The organism is Brucella grignonensis (assembly GCF_002252505.1).
Lineage (GTDB): Bacteria > Pseudomonadota > Alphaproteobacteria > Rhizobiales > Rhizobiaceae > Brucella > Brucella grignonensis.
In genome coordinates, this window is record NZ_NNRL01000168.1 from 60,420 (window position 1) to 81,051 (window position 20,632).

Here is a 20,632-nt window from a genome sequence, read left to right on the forward strand (position 1 = left end):
TGCTCTTTATTCAAAATTCACTTTGCTTCCGAAACCGGTGACCCGGTTTCGGATAAATCGTCAATCCGCTTTCAACTGGATAAGCCGAATGATGGTGCCACCATAATTCCGCTCTTCATGAACGACGAATCGTTCATCCAGTTCAAGCGATGCTTCTGCATCTTCTTCAAGCACGAGAAGTGCGTCAGGATTAAGCCAACTGCCTTCAAGTGCTGATAAAAGTGCTTTTTCACCCATGCGACGACCATAGGGCGGATCAGCAAAAATCAGATCGAACGGTTCCATCGTACCTGCTTCGCCAAGCTTGCAGGCATCGCGGCGTAAAACCTTGGTTTGGCCCTGCAGACCAAAAGCTTCGATGTTCTGACGAAGAATGCCGCGCCCTTCCGCCGATTCTTCGACAAAAACGGCATAGCGAGCGCCGCGAGAAAGCGCTTCAAGGCCGAGCGCACCTGTCCCTGCAAAGAGGTCCAGAACACGCCCGCCTTCAACCTTGTCCGGGAAGCTGTGCGCAAGAATATTGAAAAGGCTTTCCCGCGTTCGGTCAGTGGTCGGACGAATGGAATTTGTGGACGGTGTGACGAGCGCGCGCCCGCGGAATTTACCGCCGACGATCCGCACCGCTACCCCCTGGCTTGCCACCGCGTGGCTTTCCATCGCCGGATCGGCCGTTGCTTGGCTTGCCGCCTGAGCCGCCACGATCCGGGCCCTTGCCAAAGCCGCCGCCGCCCTTCGACGGGCCACGACCTTCGGCACCACCAGAACGCGGACCGCTGCTGCGTGGGCCCGAAGGCTTACCGAAGCTACGGCCTTCATATCCGCCCGATGATCTTTCGCCGCCACCGCTCTTTAGTTCAGCGCGCTCGCGCTTACCTGGACGGCGCTCTTGCTTGCGATCATCGCGACCTTCCGGACGTGGCGCACGCGGCTCATAACGACCCTCTGGTCTGCCTTCCGAACGGCCTTCAAAGCGGCGAGGACGATCATCACGACCTTCTTCACGACGCTGATCACCATCATTGAAACGACGTGGACGTGACTGGAAATCGCCTTCTCCGCGCGGAGGACGGCTTGCCGGGCGTCCTTCTGAACGTCCCTCAAAGCGACGTGAGCGATCTTCACGGCCCTCGTCACGACGCTGATCGCCATCCTCGAAACGGCGTGGACGCGATTTGAAATCACCTTCCGAGCGGCTGGCGCGTTCACCGCGAGCCGTAGCACGCGCGGCTTTTTCTGCCGCAGCTTTTTCGCCTTGCGGACGTGCGCCGGATGCCATCCAGACATTCACGCCACCACGACGACGCGGTTCAACCTTGTCTTCTTTCTTTTCCGGACGCTTGCGGCGCTCCGGCTGGCTGGATATCCATTCGCGCTCACGCGGCTGACGGCGATATTCGCCCTCCTGCTCACGCGGCTCGCGCTGTTCCATTTCACGCGCAGTGCGGCCCTGAACAATGGTGTTGGAAAATTCGTTCAGAACGGGCGCATCGAAATCCGCGCCGGATTCTTCAACGAGCTTTTCACCAAGCTGATCGCGCAGAATACGTCCGCGAATTTCACGAACCGCACCCTCTTCAAGATCGCCGAGCTGGAAAGGACCAAACGAAACGCGGATCAGACGACCAACTGTCAGGCCAAGTGCACCAAGGATGTTCTTGACTTCGCGGTTCTTGCCTTCGCGCAGACCGATAGAAATCCAGACATTGGCGCCCTGCTCACGCTCAAGCGTTGCTTCAATGCTGCCATAGAAGACACCATCTACCGCGATACCGTTTTTCAGCTCATCGAGCTGTGCTTGTGTGACCTTGCCATGGGCGCGAACGCGATAGCGGCGCAACCAGCCGGTGGAAGGCAATTCCAGAACGCGCGACAGACCACCATCATTGGTGAGCAGAAGCAGACCTTCGGTATTAATGTCGAGACGACCAACCGAAAGCACGCGCGGCATTTCCGGAGGAAGCGCCTCAAAAACAGTCGGGCGACCCTCTGGATCACGATTGGTCGTCACAAGACCTGCAGGCTTGTGATAGAGCCAGAGACGCGTCCGCTCAGCCTGCTTCAACTGCTTGCCATCAACCGTGATGACGTCGGTGCGCTTCACGTTCACCGCGGGGCTTTCAAGCACCTTACCGTTTACAGAGATGCGGCCTGCCGCAATCATGGTCTCGGCTTCGCGGCGCGATGCAATGCCTGCACGTGCAAGACGCTTGGCAATGCGCTCGCTGGTATCCTCACCCTCTTGCGTGTCGCGCGATCCAAACTTACGCGGTCCGCCACGATCATCGTCACGGCGAGGCCTGTCATCACGAGGACCCGAACGTCGTTCGCCACGTTCACCACGACTGCTGCCTGAGCGATCGCCACGTCCTTCACCACGTCCATGCGGGGGACGTCGACCGCCCTTGTTATCGTCTTCTGTGCTCATCTGGTATTGGCCTTTCAGCAGCGCCGCCGTGTCGTCTTTCGCCTCTTTGAGGCTGGCAAAGAACCGCTCGGTCAAGAACGCTGTATAAATCCGTTTGCAAATCGGTTTTGATTTCGTGACTTATGCAGTAACAAATCGCTCAATGGCTTGCGAGCGAAATTTCCCTGTCCAAGGCACGAAATGAGGTTGGCTTGAAAAAGGTTGCAGACATTTCACGCCCAAAAGTGGCGACACCGATGGAGATTGCGCTGGAAGAAGCGAAATCTGCAGCCCTTCGTGGTGAGGTGCCAATCGGTGCAGTCATTGTGCATGAAGGCGAGATTATTGCCAGAGCAGGCAACCGTACGCGAGAATTAAACGACGTTACAGCCCATGCAGAAGTGCTTGTAATTCGTCAGGCAGGAGAAGCACTTAACTCCGAACGCTTGCTCGACTGCGATCTCTATGTGACGCTTGAACCGTGCGCGATGTGTGCAGCCGCAATCTCCTTTGCCCGCATCCGCCGTCTTTATTATGGCGCCGCTGACCCTAAAGGGGGCGGCGTGGAATATGGGCCGCGTTTCTACACACAGCCCACATGCCATCACGTTCCAGAAATTTATGCGGGCTTCTCCGAAGAGAAAGCCCAGAAAATTCTCCGGGATTTTTTTCGCGAAAAGCGATGAGCGAAGCTTAATTTGCCACCCGATGTCCCGTCATGTGGCGCAGAGTATTATCACGCAGCGCAAAATGATGGATCAGCGCCATCAGCACATGTCCGACAATAACGGCAAGCAATACCCAGCCAAGAAGACCGTGAAGCGCGTTGCCCGGCGCGGTTAATGCTGCGTTCTGCACTCCAGTCTGTTCGAATAGCTGGATGCCGAAGACCGAAAAGCCACGGCCATTGCCATAGCTCCGGAGTAGTGCAAGCGCAGGCACTGCAAACATAAGCGCGTAAATCACCAGATGGCCGAAGCCTGCAAGCTTACTCATCACACCGGGCTTATGCGGACGACTGGAAAGATTTAGTACCCCCCAAATTCCACGCAGCAGAACCAGTACCAGCAGAGAAAAGCCAATCGTGAAGTGCGCTGACCAAAAGAAACTATAAAGCGGCGTATCCTTGACGAATATCCGCAGTGCAGCAGATATGAACTGCCACAGAAAAAGTGCGGCCATCAACCAATGAAACATGCGACTGATGGCGCCATAACCATTGGGGCCATCCCAAATCGAATTTATCTTATTCATTACTTCACCTTACGTCCCAAAAATCGGTAGAATACGCATTGCCAGAATATATTCGTTGATTGAAATCAAATATTATTCAGAACAGATAACATTAAAAATAATTAATATTTTATATTACGCACTACAGATCATTTTGTCTTTTCCAACTGCAAATTGGTATTGACACAAAAAAGAAGCCGGAAGATTTTTTCTTCCGGCTTCCGCAACTATGAAAATCTATACTATAGAGATTAGTTCCAAGGCAGCAGGTCGCGCCAGCTCTTGCCGCCGCCAGCTGCTTTCTTGCGCTCGCGTTCTTTCTGCGCCTCATCCTGGCCCATATCACCAATAGCTGCTGTTGTTGCGGGCTGGCGATAACCAAGTGGCGGTTCGCTCAGATAACGGCGATTGGTTGACGTGCCTTGTGTCTGCTCTGCGCGCTGCTTCTTCAACTCAGCAACTCTCGCTGGATCGAAAGTCGGTGTACGCGATGCATAATCTTCGCGACGGCTGGCACCGCTCGGCAATGACGCACGGAGATTGTCTGCGACAGGTACGTCCTGCTCAACAGGCGAAACGAAATTTGGATTGTCGCGGTTTGCAGTGATTTCATCACGCAAACGCTTGCGGCGCTGTTCCGGCGATTCTGGCCATGACGGATCGCCTGCACTTGCAAGGCTTTCCTGTGGAGCAGGCAACGCACCCTTGTCACCCTGTCCCGGGCGCACAAGATCAGGACGCGGCTTGTAATCAATACGGTCTTTTTTCTTGCCCTGACCAAAGCTTGCCATGTTCGACACGTCGTCGAGAAGCTGCGCACTCGCGGTTTTATCCGTTCCGTAGGTCGGCGACGATACACAACCAGACAGCGCGAGGCCCGCGACTGCCGTCATCAATACCAGAACTCGTCCTTCAATCTTCATTAGCGCCACTTCTTTTACGCCTGTCGATTTTCTCTTCGTCAAAGGCTTCTTTTCAACCCTTGCCGCAAGAAACCGGCAACTCCAAGGCAGATTGCAAGTTTATCTCAAGGAGAGCCTTGTACATGAGAGCATCTCTACGGGCAATCGCGATATTAACCGCTATTTCACCATGTCCTCACTTTACAAGGCAAGCCCTGAAGCGAAAAACCCGGATGCACACCGCAGCCGGGCCTTTGATTATTATGCTGAAAGCTTGCCAAGAGCCTTCAATTCGTGAAGGGCTGCGGCATCGCGGGCCGAGACTTCCGGGAATTCCGGGTCAGAACCGACATCCGTGGTGTATCGCCACGAACGCGCGCACTTCTCACCTTCTGCACGAACCGGAACAACTGCAACGCCCTTGACTTCGTCCAGCGTGAAGGCGTCAGCAGGTGCCGCAGCATCGGTCACATCGATGCCACTGGTGATACAGATTTCAGCGAAATCCAATCCTTCAAGCGAATCGACGAGGCTCTTGTCCGCGATATAGACAACGGGCGCGGCTTCCAGAGAAGAACCGATGCGCTTATCCGCGCGTTCCAGTTCCAAAGCACCCGTAACAACACGGCGAACATTGCGAACCTTGCGCCACTTTTCAGCCAGCACATCGTCGCGCCATTCGGCGGGCGTTTTGCGGAATTGTTCCAGATGCACCGAAACAGATTGCGGATAGCGGTCGAGCCAAGCTTCTTCCATTGTGAAAGGCAGCATTGGAGCAAGCCAGGTCGTTACGCGGTCAAAAATCTCGCGAACAGTCTGAAGGGCGGCCTTGCGGCGGACGCTCGATGGCGCATCGCAATAAAGCGCATCCTTGCGGATATCGAAATAGAAAGCCGAAAGCTCGACATTCATGAAGTCGATCAGAGCACGGGCAATACGCTTGAAATCAAACGCGTCATAGCCGGAACGCACGACTTCATCGAGTTCCGCCAGACGATGCAGCATCAAACGCTCGAGTTCCGGTAGTTCTGCATGTGGAACATTTTCGCCTTCATCATGGGCGAGCGTGCCCAGCATCCAGCGGATTGTGTTACGCAGTTTGCGATATGCATCGATATTGGTCTGAATGATGCTTTTACCGAGGCGCTGATCTTCCCAATAGTCGGTCGTCATGACCCACAGACGGAGAATATCCGCGCCGGAATCCTTGATGACGTCTTGTGGCGTAACAGTGTTACCAAGCGACTTCGACATCTTCTTGCCGTTCTCGTCCATGGTGAAACCATGGGTGACGACGGCATTGTAAGGCGCGCGGCCACGCGTTCCGCAGCTTTCCAGCAGCGACGAGTGGAACCAGCCGCGATGCTGGTCGGAGCCTTCGAGATAAACGTCCGCTGGCCATTTCATGTCCGGACGATCTTCCAGCGTGAAAGTATGCGTCGAACCAGAATCGAACCAGACGTCGAGAATGTCGCGAACCTGTGTCCAGTTTTCGTTGGAACGGCTGCCAAGGAAACGCTCGCGTGCACCGTCCGCAAACCATGCATCCGCACCTTCTGCCTCGAACGCTTCAAGGATGCGCTTGTTCACGGCATCGTCCTGAAGGATGTTGCCTTCTTCATCTGCAAACACGCAGATCGGCACGCCCCATGCGCGCTGACGCGAAAGCACCCAGTCCGGGCGACCTTCGATCATGGCACGAAGACGATTCTGACCGGCAGCCGGCACGAAACGCGTATCTTCAATCGCTTTCAGGGAGCGCGAACGCAGCGTGGTGCCATCGCCGAGATTCTTGTCCATATAGACAAACCATTGCGGCGTGTTGCGGAAGATAACCGGCTTCTTCGAGCGCCATGAATGCGGATAGGAATGCTTCAGACGACCACGTGCAAACAGTTTGTCAGTCGCGATCAGCTGCTTGATGACAGATTCGTTCGCATCGCCCTTCTTGCCGTTATCATCGATAACACGCGCAGGCCCACCTTCGCGATCCGGACCAAAGCCCGGCGCATCCTTGGTGTAATAGCCGTCATCGCCAACTGGGAACGGGATGCTCGGATCAATGCCGCGAGCTTCCAGCTCACGGGCATTTTCTGTCCATGCCTCAAAGTCTTCGCGACCGTGACTTGGAGCCGTGTGCACAAAGCCCGTACCGGCATCGTCGGTGACGTGATCACCGGCAACCAGCGGAACGACAAATTCGTATCCGCCGCCAAAACCCTTGAGCGGATGAAGTAATTCAATCTCACCTAGTTGTTCAGTACTAACCGTATCTAAGCGCTCATATCCAAGCTTTGCCTTCTTGAAGCATTCGTCAGCCAGTTTGTCTGCAAAGATAAGCTTTTCACCAGGCTGAGGTCCGAATTCGTTCTCAGCACTTGTTACTTCATAAAGGCCATATTCAACGCGCTTAGAGTAAGCAACTGCGCGGTTACCGGGGATCGTCCACGGTGTCGTCGTCCAAATAACAACAGAAGCTTGTAGTAAATTATCTAGAAGATGCTCACTTTTGGCATCTCCCACAACACTAGCCGAACCCACCGGGAATTTCACCCAGATCATATCCGACTCGATGTCGTGATACTCGACTTCGGCTTCTGCAAGGGCTGTGCGTTCAACCACCGACCACATGACGGGCTTTGATCCGCGATAAAGCTGGCCGGTTGCAGCAAACTTCAACAGTTCACCAGCAATCCGCGCTTCCGCGTGGAAGTTCATGGTCGTGTATGGGTTTTCAAAATCGCCGCAGATTGCGAGGCGCTTGAACTCTTCCGACTGGACCTTGATCCAGCCAGCCGCAAATTCACGACATTCCTTGCGGAATTCGTTGATTGCAACTTCGTCCTTGTTCTTGCCCTGTGCGCGGTATTTTTCTTCAATCTTCCACTCGATCGGCAGGCCGTGACAATCCCAGCCCGGCACATAATTCGAGTTGAAGCCGCGCATCTGGAATGAGCGCGTGATGACATCCTTGAGGATCTTGTTCAGCGCATGACCGATATGGATGTTGCCATTTGCATAAGGGGGGCCGTCATGCAGCACATAAAGCGGACGATCCTTCGCGTCTTCACGCAGCTTTTTATAGAGGTTCATTTCCTCCCAGCGCTGCACAAACAAAGGCTCGCGCGCAGGCAGTCCCGCACGCATTGGAAACTCGGTCTGTGGCAGGTTGAGAGTTTTGGAATAGTCGATCTTGGCAGTCGTCTCGGTCATTTTATTACTTGCCTGTCAATCCCGCGCAGCAATATGGCGGGCGAAAATGCTGAAAGTTCAGGAGGCTGCAACATACAGCCGGGAAAATTCAAAAGGCTGCGAGGCACAGCCGGTCGTTCCCGGACCTTCCTGCCATGCATTGCGTTTCACGCAACGCCATCAAGGCTTAGAGGAAGGCCGGGCCAATAATTCGTATGGCCGCGATGATATGCCGAAAATCCGTCATCATGGGCACGCTTTTAGCAATGACCTTCGCAGGAATAAAGAGGCAGGACGCAATAAACTTGCAGCCCTGCCCTCTAAAACTTTACAGATTGACCTGATTTTATCAATCAAGCGAGAAATCGAAGCGGTAGGTCGCTGCAAGGCCAACCATAAATTGATCGCGTGAGCCGTGTTGCTTCACGATGCTGGAATCCTTTGCAGGCCCTTGAAGACGACCATATTCACCGAACAGGCTGGTATCGATTTTGTCAGTCGCCTTCCAGGTAACCGCACCACCAACACCCACCGATTCCCAACCGCCGCCTGGACGATATTCCTTGACCCCAGATGCAGCCGCTTCCTCGGCCGTCACACCATAATAGGTTTTGAAGTAATCTTTGGACGCGAAGGTTGCACGTGGGCCAGCCGAAACGCGGATAACTGGCGTCACATCATAAAATGCGTCTGCTGCAACATCAGCAACAACGCCCTTGTGGGCGCGAATTCCTTGACGCACTTCACCACGGAAACGCAGCCAATCGGTTGGATAGACATCAACGAAGCCACCGGCTTCACCGCCGAACTTGGTTTCGTGAATGCCATCAATATCGGTATCGCGCTTGAACAGAAGCTTGCCCGTCGCACCAACACGGAAGCGATCCGTATCGATCACCGCAAAGGATACGTTGTCGTTACGGGAAGAAAAGCGCTCTGCTTCGCCCTGCCGACCGAGCGAGACCAGAGGCTGCGCCGAAAACTTATACTTGCTGGAACCTTCGAATTTCGGAGCAACAAGACCAGCAGCACCGACCTTGAGATACCAGTCGCCCGACCAGAAGTATTTGCGGACGGGTTTCACTTCCTCAGCCGCATATACGTCCGTCTGCTGCATATCCGCAGCAACGACCGACAAAGGACCTACGAACAATGCTGCGCCTGTAACAAAGGCAAGAGGAACAATACGCGTCACATGAAACTCCGATAAACAGTGCCCCGTAAACTTTGCGGGCATTTAATACTGTTTGAACGGAATATGTAAAATTAAACTTAAATCTAAGGTAGAAAATACTACAACTTTTTCTAGCTTTTTTAGATCAAGCAGGAAACGATAGAAGACGATCAAGCTCGGACAGTGGCTTTGCGCCTGCCAGCAGAGCGCGTGCTTCTTCTTCATCGCGCTTCATCTGTTCGATAAGTGGATCGAGCCCGTCAAACTTCACTTCGCCGCGCAAATAGCCAAAGAAGGATACTTCGGCAATTTCGCCATAGAGATCGCCCGAAAAATCAAAAACGAATGTTTCAAGCAATGGCTTGCCATCGCTCGCAACAGTCGGGCGGCGACCAAAACTCGCAACACCGTCATGCAATATACCGTCAGCCCCACGGAAGCGGACGGCATAAATTCCGTGCTTCAAGCTGACATGATCGTCGATGGTCATATTTGCGGTTGGAAAACCCAACGTGCGCCCAAGCTTCTGGCCATGAATGATTTCCCCGCTGACCCGGTAGCGATAGCCAAGCAGTCCCGCGGCTTCGGCGACTTCGCCTTCGCACAAGAGAGCACGCACACGCGTCGAGGAAACGAGACTTCCACCTTCATCACCGAACGCATCCACCAGCGACACGCTGAAACCTGACGATTGACCAGCGTCCTCAAGAAATTGGGGTGTGCCCCGACGCCCCTTTCCGAAATGAAAATCGTAACCCGTGACAACCCGGTTGGCATGCAGCCGCTCGACAAGGATATTGCGCACGAAATCTTCTGCCGACTGCGCTGAGAAATCGGCGGTAAACGGCTGCTCAACAACCGCATCAAATCCCATATGTCGTAAAATCTCGGCCTTTTCAACAGCATCCGTAAGGCGTTCAATAGGCTCGTTCGGCTTGAAGAAACTGCGTGGGTGCGGCTCGAAAGTTAGCACGATTGCAGGCAGGCCGTTCCTGTGTGCGAGTTCCAGCGCACGCTCCAGCACGGCCTGATGGCCGCGATGGACACCGTCAAAATTGCCGATCGCCACCACACAGTCGCGCAGGTTAATCGGCAATGCATCGGTTCCTGAAAGACGCTGAAAAGCAGGTTTTGTCATGATCGAAGCAGTTTCTCGAAAATATCAGACGAGGGCATAAAGCGAAGCAATTGGAGAATGGCCGTGCTTTTGTAGAAAAGCATTCATTTTATCAAAATCAACATTCCCGTCAGCGGCATAATCGGCAGCATGGACACCGCCCGAAATATACAGCACATCCAGACCATAATCCGCCGCACCCTTCACATCGGTCAATACACCATCGCCAATGCCAAGAATGCGCTTCCTATCGACGGCATGACCGCGGACTTCCTCAACAGCTTTTGATGCAGCTTCATAAATCGGACGATGTGGCTTGCCTGCAATCAGCGTGCGTCCGCCAAGCTGGCCAAAATCACGCGCAAGTGCGCCTGCACACCAGATCAAGCGCGAGCCGCGTTCAACCATGATATCCGGATTGGCGCAGATGAATGGAAGATTGCGCGAGCGCAGGCGCTGCAACAACTCGGTATAATTCTCCGGTGTTTCGGTTTCGTCATCGTAAAGACCCGTGCAGACAACGCCCGAGGCCTCAAATTCCTCCACCAATTCCACATCAAGGCCGTCATAAATGACGGTTTCTCGTTCACTGCCGATATGGAAAACCTTGCGCGGACCTTCGATAATAAGGTCACGGGTCACATCACCCGACGTCACAACACGGTCGTAAGCATCTTCCGGCACGCCAAGGAGCGTCATTTGTGCAACCACGCTCGGATATGGGCGCGGCGCGTTTGTTACGAGGACAACCGTCAATCCTTTGGCACGCGCACGCTTCAAAGCGGCAACAGCTGGCGCAAATGCAACCTCGCCGTTGTGAAGAACACCCCAGACATCACAGAAGATCGCATCATATCCATCCGTCAGATCATCCAGGCGTTCAGGCAGCTTCATGATTTTCCTCAGCATACTGGTCCGGTCCATGACCGGTAAAATCGGGAGCCCCTATCGTGCAACATCGCTGCAAACGATGGGCATTAACGAGGGCGCATCTGATACGCCCTGCGGTTTCCTCTACAAGAAGCAGCCCAATCTGTCACCCGGGTTAGAACCGTCTGCGTCCAAATGAACGCATTGTGTTGATCAGAATTCGATCAATCTGTCGGTCAGCTGCCATTAACCAAGCCCGTCAATTCCTGAACATAACTGATCGAAGGCGGTTATTTCTCTGTTCGCCTTGTGGCTCAGCCGTGTAGTTCCTACATACCAGAAATAAATGTCCTCAGCCGTGAACGCGCATACAAGCGGAAATTATCTTCCGAACTGTCAAAAAACGGCAACGATCCTTGACAAAGAATAGCCCGGCTTCTATCTCAGAGGTACGTTAGCACTCAGGCAACTAGAGTGCTAACAGCGCGAGCCGGTCGGCTCGTTTAACAGGGTTCAACGTCTACAACACCAAGGGTTATACCATGGCTGAGATTAAGTTCCGTCCGCTTCACGACCGCGTAGTCGTTCGTCGCGTAGAATCGGAAGCAAAGACTGCTGGCGGCATCATCATCCCTGAAACCGCCAAGGAAAAGCCACAGGAAGGCGAAATCGTCGCTGTTGGCGCAGGCGCCCGTGACGAAGCTGGCAAGCTGATCGCTCTGGAAGTTAAGGCTGGCGACAAGGTTCTGTTCGGCAAGTGGTCGGGCACCGAAGTCAAGATCGGCGGCGAAGACCTGCTGATCATGAAGGAATCCGACATTCTTGGTATTGTCGGCTAACACCTTTATTTCACCGGCGGACTAGCCGGTAACTAATTCATTCATCACCATAATCTGACCGGGAAATTCCCAGGAGAGTAAAATGGCTGCTAAAGACGTAAAATTCGGCCGCACTGCGCGCGAAAAAATGCTGCGCGGCGTCGATATCCTCGCTGACGCTGTAAAGGTAACGCTCGGCCCAAAGGGTCGTAACGTTGTTATCGACAAGTCCTTCGGCGCTCCACGCATCACCAAGGACGGTGTATCGGTTGCCAAGGAAATCGAACTGGAAGACAAGTTCGAAAACATGGGCGCACAGATGCTGCGCGAAGTGGCTTCGAAGACCAACGACACTGCCGGTGACGGCACCACCACTGCGACCGTTCTCGGTCAGGCTATCGTTCAGGAAGGCGCCAAGGCTGTTGCCGCTGGCATGAACCCAATGGACCTGAAGCGCGGCATCGATCTCGCAGTTGGCGAAGTTGTTGCTGAACTTCTCAAGAAGGCCAAGAAGATCAACACTTCGGAAGAAGTTGCTCAGGTCGGCACCATCTCCGCTAACGGCGAAGCCGAAATCGGCAAGATGATCGCTGAAGCGATGCAGAAGGTTGGCAACGAAGGCGTCATCACGGTTGAAGAAGCCAAGACCGCTGAAACCGAACTCGAAGTCGTTGAAGGCATGCAGTTCGACCGCGGCTACCTGTCGCCATACTTCGTCACCAACCCAGACAAGATGGTTGCTGATCTCGAAGACGCATACATCCTTCTGCACGAAAAGAAGCTTTCGAACCTTCAGGCTCTTCTGCCTGTTCTCGAAGCTGTCGTTCAGACTTCCAAGCCACTCATCATCGTTGCTGAAGACGTCGAAGGCGAAGCTCTTGCTACCCTCGTAGTCAACAAGCTGCGTGGCGGCCTGAAGATTGCTGCTGTTAAGGCTCCTGGCTTCGGCGATCGCCGTAAGGCAATGCTCGAAGACATCGCGATCCTCACCGGTGGTCAGGTTATCTCCGAAGACCTCGGCATCAAGCTCGAAAGCGTAACGCTCGACATGCTCGGCCGCGCCAAGAAGGTATCGATCACCAAGGAAACCACCACCATCGTTGATGGCGCTGGCAAGAAGGCTGAAATCGACGCACGCGTTGGCCAGATCAAGCAGCAGATCGAAGAAACCTCTTCCGATTACGACCGTGAAAAGCTGCAGGAACGTCTTGCTAAGCTTGCTGGCGGTGTTGCAGTTATCCGCGTCGGCGGTGCAACGGAAGTTGAAGTTAAGGAAAAGAAGGACCGCGTTGACGACGCCCTGAACGCAACCCGCGCTGCGGTTGAAGAAGGCATCGTTGCTGGCGGTGGTACCGCTCTGCTTCGCGCTTCGGCAAAGGTTTCCGTCAAGGGCATCAATGCTGATCAGGAAGCTGGTATTGCCATCGTTCGTCGCGCACTGCAGGCTCCTGCCCGTCAGATCACGACCAACGCTGGTGAAGAAGCATCCGTAATCGTTGGCAAGATCCTTGAAAACGCTTCGGAAACCTTCGGCTACAACACTGCAAACGGCACATACGGCGATCTGATCGCACTCGGCATCGTTGATCCAGTCAAGGTTGTCCGTACTGCTCTGCAGAACGCAGCATCGGTTGCTGGCCTGCTGATCACCACGGAAGCTATGATCGCTGAACTGCCTAAGAAGGATGCAGCTCCTGCTGGCATGCCTGGTGGCATGGGCGGCATGGGCGGCATGGACTTCTAAGAAGTCCATAAAGCACGCCCATGGTTTAATGCCTGCGCCGCTTAGCGGCGCGGGGAGCGGCATGGACTTCCAATAAGTCTAAACGTCAGAACGATAAAGAAAGGCGGCCTTTGGCCGCCTTTTTTACATTGCGTAACTCTTTATGATTTATCGAAAATTTACCTATCATGAGCTTAATTATATTGCCCGGATGTATTTTAGCATTTTCTGATTTACTTTCAGCGGCTTTCATGATCAATCGCTAGTTATACGAGATGGACTTCCTGTTTGCCCCCGCACTTTGGAAGTCCTGTCTCAGGCAACAGGAAAGGCAGGCGCGAGCCTGCCTTTCCACTTTTCAGCGACCAATCATTAACTTGTTTATTCCGCAGCATCTGCGTGTACATGGTCATCGCCGGACAGGCGAGCATCATAGCGCGCCCGCGCCATCATGACCTGCGCCTCATTGGCAATTGCCCATTCCCCCAAACCACGAACAGGTTTGAGAAGATCGCGACCCAATTCCGTCAGTTCGTATTCGACCTTTGGAGGGATGGTCGGAAACATCGTCCGGGATACAAATCCATCGCGCTCAAGATTACGCAACGTGGTTGTCAGCATTTTCTGCGAAATACCGTCAACCGTGCGGCGGATTTCATTAAACCGCATCGGACCATTGCCGAGATAGCTCACCACCAAAACCGTCCATTTATCGCCGACACGGGAGAGAATATCCGTCACTGCTCTACAAGCGCTGGTTTCCTTGAAGTCACCGAGTTTCATAAAAGTGCCTCCTTGCGCAATATAACTGGTCACTTGTATAGCGTTAGTCTCCAATGGTTACCACTCAAAAAGGAAATATCCATGAGTAAGCTTAAAGTGGCCGTGATTGTCGGCAGCACCCGTGAACAGCGTTTTTCGCCGGTGTCAGCAGAATGGATTGCAAAGGTCGCTGCTGAACGTCCTGAATTCGATGTCGAAATTCTGGACCTCGCCGATTATCCGATGGGTTTTTATGGCGACACGACAACCACGACCGCACAGGCTGAAACCGCCGATAAGTGGAAAACCAAGCTTCGCGAGTTTGACGCCTACATCCTCACCGCCGCTGAATACAACCACGCTCCGACTGCCGTTCTGAAAAACGCCATCGACTATGGTGACTGGATCCAGAAGCCAATGGGTTTTGTCGGTCACGGCGGCGTCGGCGGTGCACGTGCAGTGGAACAATTACGCATGATTGCCGTCGAAATGTCCTCCATGTCGGTTAAAACCGGCGTACACATCCTGTTTCCGGACTATCTGGCAGTCGTCAAAAAAGAAAACATGCTGGATGATTTCCCGCATCTGGCTGAAGCTGCGAAGAACATGCTTGATCAGCTTGCATGGTGGGGCCATGCTTTGAAGGCAGCTCGCCTCGGCTAGTTTACTTGCGACAAGCCGGACAATGGCTCACGGGTCGCATAACCCGGCTTGTCGCAACGCTTTTTCGCCCTATGATTATCAGAACGACAATTGGGATGGATAATCATATGCGCAAAGAACTACCGATAGCGACCGCGCCAAAAGACGGGCGGAAAGTCACTGTGGTCTGGATCGATGATGACGATCAGCGCAATGAATCGGTTGGTCAATTTCGATCGCTCGATAAGCTCAAAGCTGGCGGCGGCGACTGGGATGAAACTGACACTGGCTGGTGGATTTTCACCGATAGCAAAACCCAGCAGAAGGTCGAACCGACCGCGTGGATTTCCGAAACTGACGACGGCGATGACGACAACGAGGATAATTAAATTCCGGATGTGCGCGGCGGCCGATAAAATTTGACTTTTATATTCATATTTTATCAAATGGCTGAGGGTCAGGGCTTTGCAATGTAAGCATTCCATAGCCAATAATCTACCAATGCTGTTATTCTCGATTCTACAGGCGGGCATTTCACCCGCTTGAAACAAGCCGGAGACTGAAAATGACTGCCACGCGTACCGAAACAGATACTTTCGGACCGATCGATGTTGCCGCCGACCGTTATTGGGGCGCGCAAACACAACGTTCTTTGCAAAACTTCAAGATTGGCGGCGAGCGTATGCCCCTGCCCCTGGTTCATGCATTGGGCGTCGTCAAACGGGCGGCAGCGGAAACCAATATTGCGTTGGGCAAGCTTGATCCGGTTCTGGGACAGGTCATCGCTGTTGCGGCATCGGAAGTGATTGAGGGCAAGCTCGACGATCATTTTCCACTTGTTGTCTGGCAGACCGGTTCCGGCACGCAGTCGAACATGAACGCCAACGAGGTCATTTCAAACCGCGCGATTGAGCTTCTCGGTGGTGAACTTGGTTCCAAAAAGCCGGTTCATCCAAACGATCACGTCAATATGAGCCAGTCGTCAAACGACAGCTTCCCAACCGCAATTCACATTGCGACTGCCGTTGAAGCTGTAAACCGGCTTTACCCGGCACTTGAGCATCTCACCAAAGCGCTGAAGGACAAGGAAGAGGCGTTCAAGGACATCATCAAGATCGGGCGCACGCATACGCAGGATGCAACGCCGGTCACACTTGGACAGGAATTCTCCGGCTATCGCGCAGCACTCGAATATGCGCGCCATCGCATCGAACAGTCCCTCGCTGACGTCTTCCTGCTCGCACAGGGCGGCACCGCCGTTGGTACGGGTCTCAACGCGCCAAAAGGCTTCGATACCGGCTTTGCAGACGCTGTCAGTGAAATCACCGGCCTGAGCTTCAAGACGGCACCAAACAAATTTGAGGCGCTTGCAAGCCACGGCGCACTTGCAAATTTCCACGGCAGCCTGAATGCGTTGGCCGCTGATCTCTTCAAGATAGCCAACGATATACGCTTCCTGGGTTCCGGCCCACGCTCCGGCCTTGGCGAACTATCGCTGCCGGAAAACGAGCCGGGCTCCTCGATCATGCCCGGCAAGGTCAACCCGACACAGGCCGAAGCTTTGACGATGGTTGCAACACAAGTCTTTGGCAATCAGACGACCGTTACGGTTGCTGCAAGTCAGGGCCACTTCGAGCTTAATGTTTTCAAGCCAGTCATTGCTTATAATGTACTGCAATCGATCCGTATTCTGAGCGACGCCATGGTTTCCTTCGCAGATCATTGCGTTGAAGGTATTGAAGCGAATGAAGATCGCATCAAGGATCTTCTTGAACGTTCGCTGATGCTTGTGACCGCTCTGGCCCCAGCCATCGGTTATGACAATGCAGCCAAGATCGCCAAGACTGCACACAAGAACGGCACGACCTTGCGGGAAGAAGCTCTAAAGAGCGGTCACGTCTCCGAAGCAGACTATGATCGTCTGGTACGCGCTGAAAAAATGATCGCACCGGAATGATTGTACACAAGCGGTGAACAAACTGTCGAGGAATATCTATCTTTTCTTGACAGTGTAGAGTAGGTATTTGATTGCTCAGTTTAATTGGAGATACCCCTGATGTCGTCTATCACTCCTCAGAGCAACGGCCTGGCCACGCTCGTCGCACGCGTCTTTCTTTCGATCCTGTTCATTCTCGCTGGCTTCAGCAAGCTGACTGCAATTTCCGGCACTGCTGGTTACTTTGCAGGCCTAGGTCTTCCGGTTCCAACTGTAACAGCCGTTCTGGTTGGTCTGGTTGAGTTCCTCGGTGGTCTCGCTATTCTCGTTGGTTTCCAGACCCGTATTGCTGCCGCAATCGTCGCTCTCTTCACCATCGGTGCAACGCTCGTAGCGCACATGAACTTCGCTGAAGGCATGAACGCCCTGATGGCACAGAAGAACCTCGCCATTGCTGGTGGTCTGATCCTTCTTACACTGCAGGGTGCAGGATCGATTTCGATCGATGCCAAGCGCGGCTGATCAAGCTGCAATACATATTTTGAAAAAGCCGCGCCTCAACAGCGCGGCTTTTTTAGTATCCGCTTTATCAAGACACAGAACTGTTACTTAGAACGCGCGATGATTGCATCCTTCGTTCTTGTAAGATAATGCAACCGCCTATTTTCATTTTGGAAAGACATATCGTCCTCCCAGACGTGTCTCATAACTTAGCTTGTAGAGAAAAAATGGCCGTTTCACCCGCAACGAACAGTCAGCTTCGTGCTGATGCCCATTCGGGCAACAATTACAGCTTTGCACTTGCCAGCCTCACGATGCTCTTCTTCATGTGGGGCTTCATCACATGTCTCAACGACATTCTTATCCCGCATCTCAAAGGTGTGTTTCAGCTCAACTACTTCCAGTCGATGCTGATCCAGTTCTGCTTCTTCGGCGCTTACTTCATCGTCTCGCTGCCAGCCGGTGCACTTGTCAAACGCATCTCCTATAAATGGGGTATCGTAACCGGTCTGGTGATTGCAGCCATTGGCTGTGCACTGTTCATTCCAGCTGCATCCTATCGCGTTTATGCGCTGTTTCTCGGCGCGCTTTTTGTGCTGGCATCAGGCGTCACGATCCTGCAGGTCGCGGCAAATCCTTATGTCACAGTTTTGGGGACACCGGAAACCGCAGCGAGCCGTTTGACGCTGACACAGGCTTTCAACTCGCTCGGCACAACCGTCGCGCCATCCTTTGGTGCCCTCCTGATCCTGTCCGCAGCAACCAGTGATGCTGCAAGATCGGCAGAAGCTGATGCCGTTCAGTTCCCTTATCTTCTGTTGGCCCTCGCCTTTGCAGTTCTCGCAGTCGTTTTCGCAATCCTGAAACTGCCTGACGTTCAGGAAGAAGAAACCGCTGTCATCACCAAGGAAGATGGTTCAGCCTGGCAGTATCGCCATCTGGTCTTAGGCTCTATCGGTCTGTTCGTTTATGTCGGCGCTGAGGTCAGCGTTGGCAGTTTCCTCGTGAACTTCCTCAATGATCCGAATGTTGCGGGCCTGGCCGAATCCGAAGCTGCGCACTACGTTTCCTATTTCTGGGGCGGCGCCATGGTCGGACGCTTCATCGGCTCCGTTGCGATGCGCTATATCGATGACGGCAAGGCGCTGGCTTTCAACGCGCTCATGGCAATCGTTCTGCTGCTCATTACGGTCGCTACCACAGGTCATGTTGCCATGTGGTCGGTACTTGCTATCGGCCTCTTCAACTCGATCATGTTCCCGACGATCTTCAGCCTCGCACTGCATGGTCTTGGCAAACACACCAGCCAGGGTTCTGGCATTCTGTGTCTGGCAATTGTGGGTGGTGCGATCATCCCGCTCATTCAGGGCGCACTGGCCGATACTGTGGGCATTCATCTGGCATTCCTGATGCCAATCATCTGCTACATTTACATCGCTTATTATGGTCTCATTGGCAGCAAACCAGCGAACTAAAGACAAAAAAGCCGGTCTGAATTTCAGACCGGCTTTTCTAATTCAATGTGGCATTTATCAGCCTGCAAGACCTTTACGAATACGCGCAACGACTTCCGCAACCCGCGCACTTGTCTCACCGCGACGGGCCGATACGAGACAGGCCTGCGAGCGCAGGATGATACCGTCTTCCAATACCTTCAGATGATTAGCCGTCAGGGTCGAACCGGTTGATGTGATGTCGACGATCATATCAGCCGAACCCGCTGCTGGCGCACCTTCAGTCGCTCCAAGGCTTTCAACGATACGATAGACCTGGATGCCATGCTTTTGTGAAAAGAATTGCTGCGTCAGGCGCCAGTATTTGGTGGCGATGCGCAAACGGCGACCATGACGCTGGCGGAAATCGGCAGCAACATCGTCAAGATCAGCCATTGTGGTCACATCGCGCCAGACTTCCGGCACTGCAACCACAACATCGGCGTGGCCAAAGCCTAGCTCCGCTTCAATCACAACGCGTTCGTCGGCATGAGCCAGTGTCTCACGCACGAGGTCTTCGCCGGTCACGCCCAGATCGACGCTGCCGTAACCCAGCTCGCGTGCGATTTCAGATGCCGAGAGAAACAGAATATCGATGTCATTCTCGCCCTCGACCCGCGCGCGATAATTGCGTGAATCGTCAGGCAGAATAACCTTGTATCCAGCTGTCTCCAGAACCGCGAGCGTCTGCTCCTTCAACCGTCCCTTGGAAGGGAGTGCCAATGTCACAGTCATGATTGTTCTCCGCTCAGCGCCTGAAGCCGGTCGAGCCAGATGGAAAAGCCAACGCCGGGAATGTTTTCGGATGCGCCAAGCATGGTCAGCAGACGGTCGTAACGACCGCCACCTGCCAGAACCATATCCTTGTCGCTACCCGCCTGGCGGATCTCATAGACAAGGCCTGTGTAATAATCGAGCGGGCGACCGAAAGACGCGTCATAGACAATGTCTTCCACCGAAATGCCAGCTGCAATAATCGCATCGGTACGTGCTTCGAATTTTTGCAGAACGGCGCTCAAATCAAGCGCATTGTCGGCAGCGAAAGCGCGTAACGTGATGCTTGCAGCTTCCAGCGAAACACGCGTCGCGAGGAAACGCTTCAGCACTTCAAGCGCTGAGGAAGGAAACCGCGTTGCGGCCAGATCTTCTTTTTCAATCAAGCGACGCGCGATCTCGGCAGGCGTGCGGCCCGCTCCCGGTGAAATACCGGCTTCCAGCATTTCGGTTTCAAGCATGCGTGCGAGCCCGGCCTCATCACCTTCAGCAACAAGCCCGGCAAGCTGTTCGGGCAGCGGATCGTTACGCTGTTCACCCGTCAGCTCGGCAAAGGCTGCTTCCATCGTGCGTTCATCGCCGAAAGCGCGCAGCAGTTTCTTGCGCCAGCCCTGTGGCAAACCAAGCGCTTTCAGCATTCCTGCAAAAACGGCCTGATCACCGAGAACGATTTCGAGCTGTACGTCTCTGGAGGCAGACTTCACGCATGTTAGCGCATCACCAATCGAACGTGCATCTGATGCCGCTTCATCGGCAGCACCGAGATCTTCGATCCCTGCCTGTAGAAACTCCGCAGCGCCATCACGGCGCTGGCGGAAAACCTCGCCAAGATAGGCATAACGCTTGGGCGTTGCGGCATTAAGCGCGATGTGATTGCGGCAGACCGGAATGGTGAATTCCGGACGCAGGCAAAGGCTGTCGCCATTCTCGTTTTCGGTCAGGAAAATACGGCGGCGCAAATCCTCGCCCGCCATATCCAGAAACGGATCAGCTGGCTGGATCAGCGGAATATCAACAAGTTCCGCTTCGCTGGTATCAAGCTGCCCGCGAAGCATCGCGAAGATCGGTGATGTGCGTGATCCAGTCATCGT

At 53.8% G+C, this 20,632-nt stretch carries 20 protein-coding genes; 9 read left to right on the forward strand and 11 right to left on the reverse strand.

What is annotated here, in order from left to right; genetic code table 11:
* Positions 1 to 60 precede the first annotated feature (60 nt).
* Positions 61 to 621: a 16S rRNA (guanine(966)-N(2))-methyltransferase RsmD gene (rsmD, locus tag CEV33_RS21785; RefSeq protein ID WP_328588599.1), complete on the reverse strand. Its 561-nt coding sequence runs from the start codon at positions 619 to 621 to the stop codon at positions 61 to 63.
* On the reverse strand, positions 602 to 2,425 hold the full coding sequence (locus tag CEV33_RS21790) for a pseudouridine synthase (RefSeq protein WP_094542599.1): 1,824 nt from the start codon (positions 2,423 to 2,425) through the stop codon (positions 602 to 604). Before CEV33_RS21790 ends, rsmD begins: the two co-directional genes overlap by 20 nt.
* Positions 2,426 to 2,661: 236 nt before the next feature.
* On the opposite strand from CEV33_RS21790, the gene CEV33_RS21795 reads away from it, so the two are divergent.
* Complete coding sequence (locus CEV33_RS21795; RefSeq protein WP_374818472.1) at positions 2,662 to 3,090, forward strand: nucleoside deaminase; 429 nt, start codon at positions 2,662 to 2,664, stop codon at positions 3,088 to 3,090.
* A gap of 7 nt (positions 3,091 to 3,097) precedes the next feature.
* Here CEV33_RS21795 and CEV33_RS21800 read toward each other — a convergent pair whose 3' ends face one another.
* The 3 genes from CEV33_RS21800 to ileS form a co-directional block, all read right to left on the reverse strand.
* On the reverse strand, positions 3,098 to 3,658 hold the full coding sequence (locus CEV33_RS21800; RefSeq protein ID WP_094542462.1) for a cytochrome b: 561 nt from the start codon (positions 3,656 to 3,658) through the stop codon (positions 3,098 to 3,100).
* A 230-nt stretch (positions 3,659 to 3,888) separates the two neighbouring features.
* Positions 3,889 to 4,560 carry a hypothetical protein gene (locus CEV33_RS21805; protein ID WP_094542463.1) on the reverse strand — a complete coding sequence of 224 codons (672 nt, stop codon included), beginning with the start codon at positions 4,558 to 4,560 and terminating at the stop codon, positions 3,889 to 3,891.
* A 240-nt stretch (positions 4,561 to 4,800) separates the two neighbouring features.
* Positions 4,801 to 7,752 (reverse strand): isoleucine--tRNA ligase, encoded by a 2,952-nt coding sequence (ileS, locus tag CEV33_RS21810; protein ID WP_094542464.1) that lies wholly within the window; start codon positions 7,750 to 7,752, stop codon positions 4,801 to 4,803.
* On the opposite strand from ileS, the gene CEV33_RS23835 reads away from it, so the two are divergent.
* Positions 7,733 to 8,143, forward strand: a complete 411-nt coding sequence (locus tag CEV33_RS23835; RefSeq protein ID WP_141211615.1) for a hypothetical protein — start codon at positions 7,733 to 7,735, stop codon at positions 8,141 to 8,143. The genes ileS and CEV33_RS23835 overlap by 20 nt on opposite strands.
* Here the strand turns inward: CEV33_RS23835 and CEV33_RS21815 are convergent.
* The 3 genes from CEV33_RS21815 to CEV33_RS21825 form a co-directional block, all read right to left on the reverse strand.
* A complete protein-coding gene (locus CEV33_RS21815) occupies positions 8,081 to 8,848 on the reverse strand; it encodes a MipA/OmpV family protein (RefSeq protein WP_235818506.1) in 768 nt (255 codons plus the stop codon). The two genes, CEV33_RS23835 and CEV33_RS21815, sit on opposite strands and share 63 nt — an antisense overlap.
* Positions 8,849 to 9,050: 202 nt before the next feature.
* On the reverse strand, positions 9,051 to 10,043 hold the full coding sequence (locus CEV33_RS21820) for a bifunctional riboflavin kinase/FAD synthetase (protein ID WP_094542466.1): 993 nt from the start codon (positions 10,041 to 10,043) through the stop codon (positions 9,051 to 9,053).
* A 24-nt stretch (positions 10,044 to 10,067) separates the two neighbouring features.
* Positions 10,068 to 10,916, reverse strand: a complete 849-nt coding sequence (locus CEV33_RS21825; protein ID WP_094542467.1) for a TIGR01459 family HAD-type hydrolase — start codon at positions 10,914 to 10,916, stop codon at positions 10,068 to 10,070.
* A gap of 518 nt (positions 10,917 to 11,434) precedes the next feature.
* Here CEV33_RS21825 and groES point away from each other — a divergent pair.
* Both groES and groL read left to right on the forward strand, forming a co-directional pair.
* Entirely contained in the window at positions 11,435 to 11,731 is a 297-nt protein-coding gene (gene groES, locus CEV33_RS21830) for a co-chaperone GroES (RefSeq protein WP_024897737.1), read from the forward strand.
* A gap of 82 nt (positions 11,732 to 11,813) precedes the next feature.
* On the forward strand, positions 11,814 to 13,454 hold the full coding sequence (gene groL / locus CEV33_RS21835; RefSeq protein WP_094542468.1) for a chaperonin GroEL: 1,641 nt from the start codon (positions 11,814 to 11,816) through the stop codon (positions 13,452 to 13,454).
* A gap of 360 nt (positions 13,455 to 13,814) precedes the next feature.
* Here the strand turns inward: groL and CEV33_RS21840 are convergent, their stop codons facing one another.
* On the reverse strand, positions 13,815 to 14,216 hold the full coding sequence (locus tag CEV33_RS21840) for a winged helix-turn-helix transcriptional regulator (RefSeq protein WP_094542469.1): 402 nt from the start codon (positions 14,214 to 14,216) through the stop codon (positions 13,815 to 13,817).
* An 81-nt stretch (positions 14,217 to 14,297) separates the two neighbouring features.
* Here CEV33_RS21840 and CEV33_RS21845 point away from each other — a divergent pair, with 81 nt between their 5' ends.
* The 5 genes from CEV33_RS21845 to CEV33_RS21865 all read left to right on the forward strand — a co-directional run bounded on the left by CEV33_RS21845 (position 14,298) and on the right by CEV33_RS21865 (position 18,749).
* Positions 14,298 to 14,858, forward strand: coding sequence for an NADPH-dependent FMN reductase (locus CEV33_RS21845; protein WP_094542470.1), 561 nt, complete (start codon positions 14,298 to 14,300; stop codon positions 14,856 to 14,858).
* A gap of 107 nt (positions 14,859 to 14,965) precedes the next feature.
* Positions 14,966 to 15,226 carry a hypothetical protein gene (locus CEV33_RS21850; RefSeq protein ID WP_094542600.1) on the forward strand — a complete coding sequence of 87 codons (261 nt, stop codon included), beginning with the start codon at positions 14,966 to 14,968 and terminating at the stop codon, positions 15,224 to 15,226.
* Between the two features lie 176 nt (positions 15,227 to 15,402).
* A complete protein-coding gene (fumC, locus tag CEV33_RS21855) occupies positions 15,403 to 16,794 on the forward strand; it encodes a class II fumarate hydratase (protein WP_094542471.1) in 1,392 nt (463 codons plus the stop codon).
* A gap of 99 nt (positions 16,795 to 16,893) precedes the next feature.
* Positions 16,894 to 17,295 carry a DoxX family protein gene (locus CEV33_RS21860; protein WP_094542472.1) on the forward strand — a complete coding sequence of 134 codons (402 nt, stop codon included), beginning with the start codon at positions 16,894 to 16,896 and terminating at the stop codon, positions 17,293 to 17,295.
* A 206-nt stretch (positions 17,296 to 17,501) separates the two neighbouring features.
* On the forward strand, positions 17,502 to 18,749 hold the full coding sequence (locus tag CEV33_RS21865) for a sugar MFS transporter (RefSeq protein ID WP_094542473.1): 1,248 nt from the start codon (positions 17,502 to 17,504) through the stop codon (positions 18,747 to 18,749).
* 57 nt (positions 18,750 to 18,806) lie between these two features.
* Here CEV33_RS21865 and hisG read toward each other — a convergent pair whose 3' ends face one another.
* Entirely contained in the window at positions 18,807 to 19,502 is a 696-nt protein-coding gene (gene hisG, locus CEV33_RS21870; protein ID WP_094542474.1) for an ATP phosphoribosyltransferase, read from the reverse strand.
* A complete protein-coding gene (locus tag CEV33_RS21875) occupies positions 19,499 to 20,629 on the reverse strand; it encodes an ATP phosphoribosyltransferase regulatory subunit (protein ID WP_094542475.1) in 1,131 nt (376 codons plus the stop codon). Before CEV33_RS21875 ends, hisG begins: the two co-directional genes overlap by 4 nt.
* Positions 20,630 to 20,632: the final 3 nt, after the last annotated feature.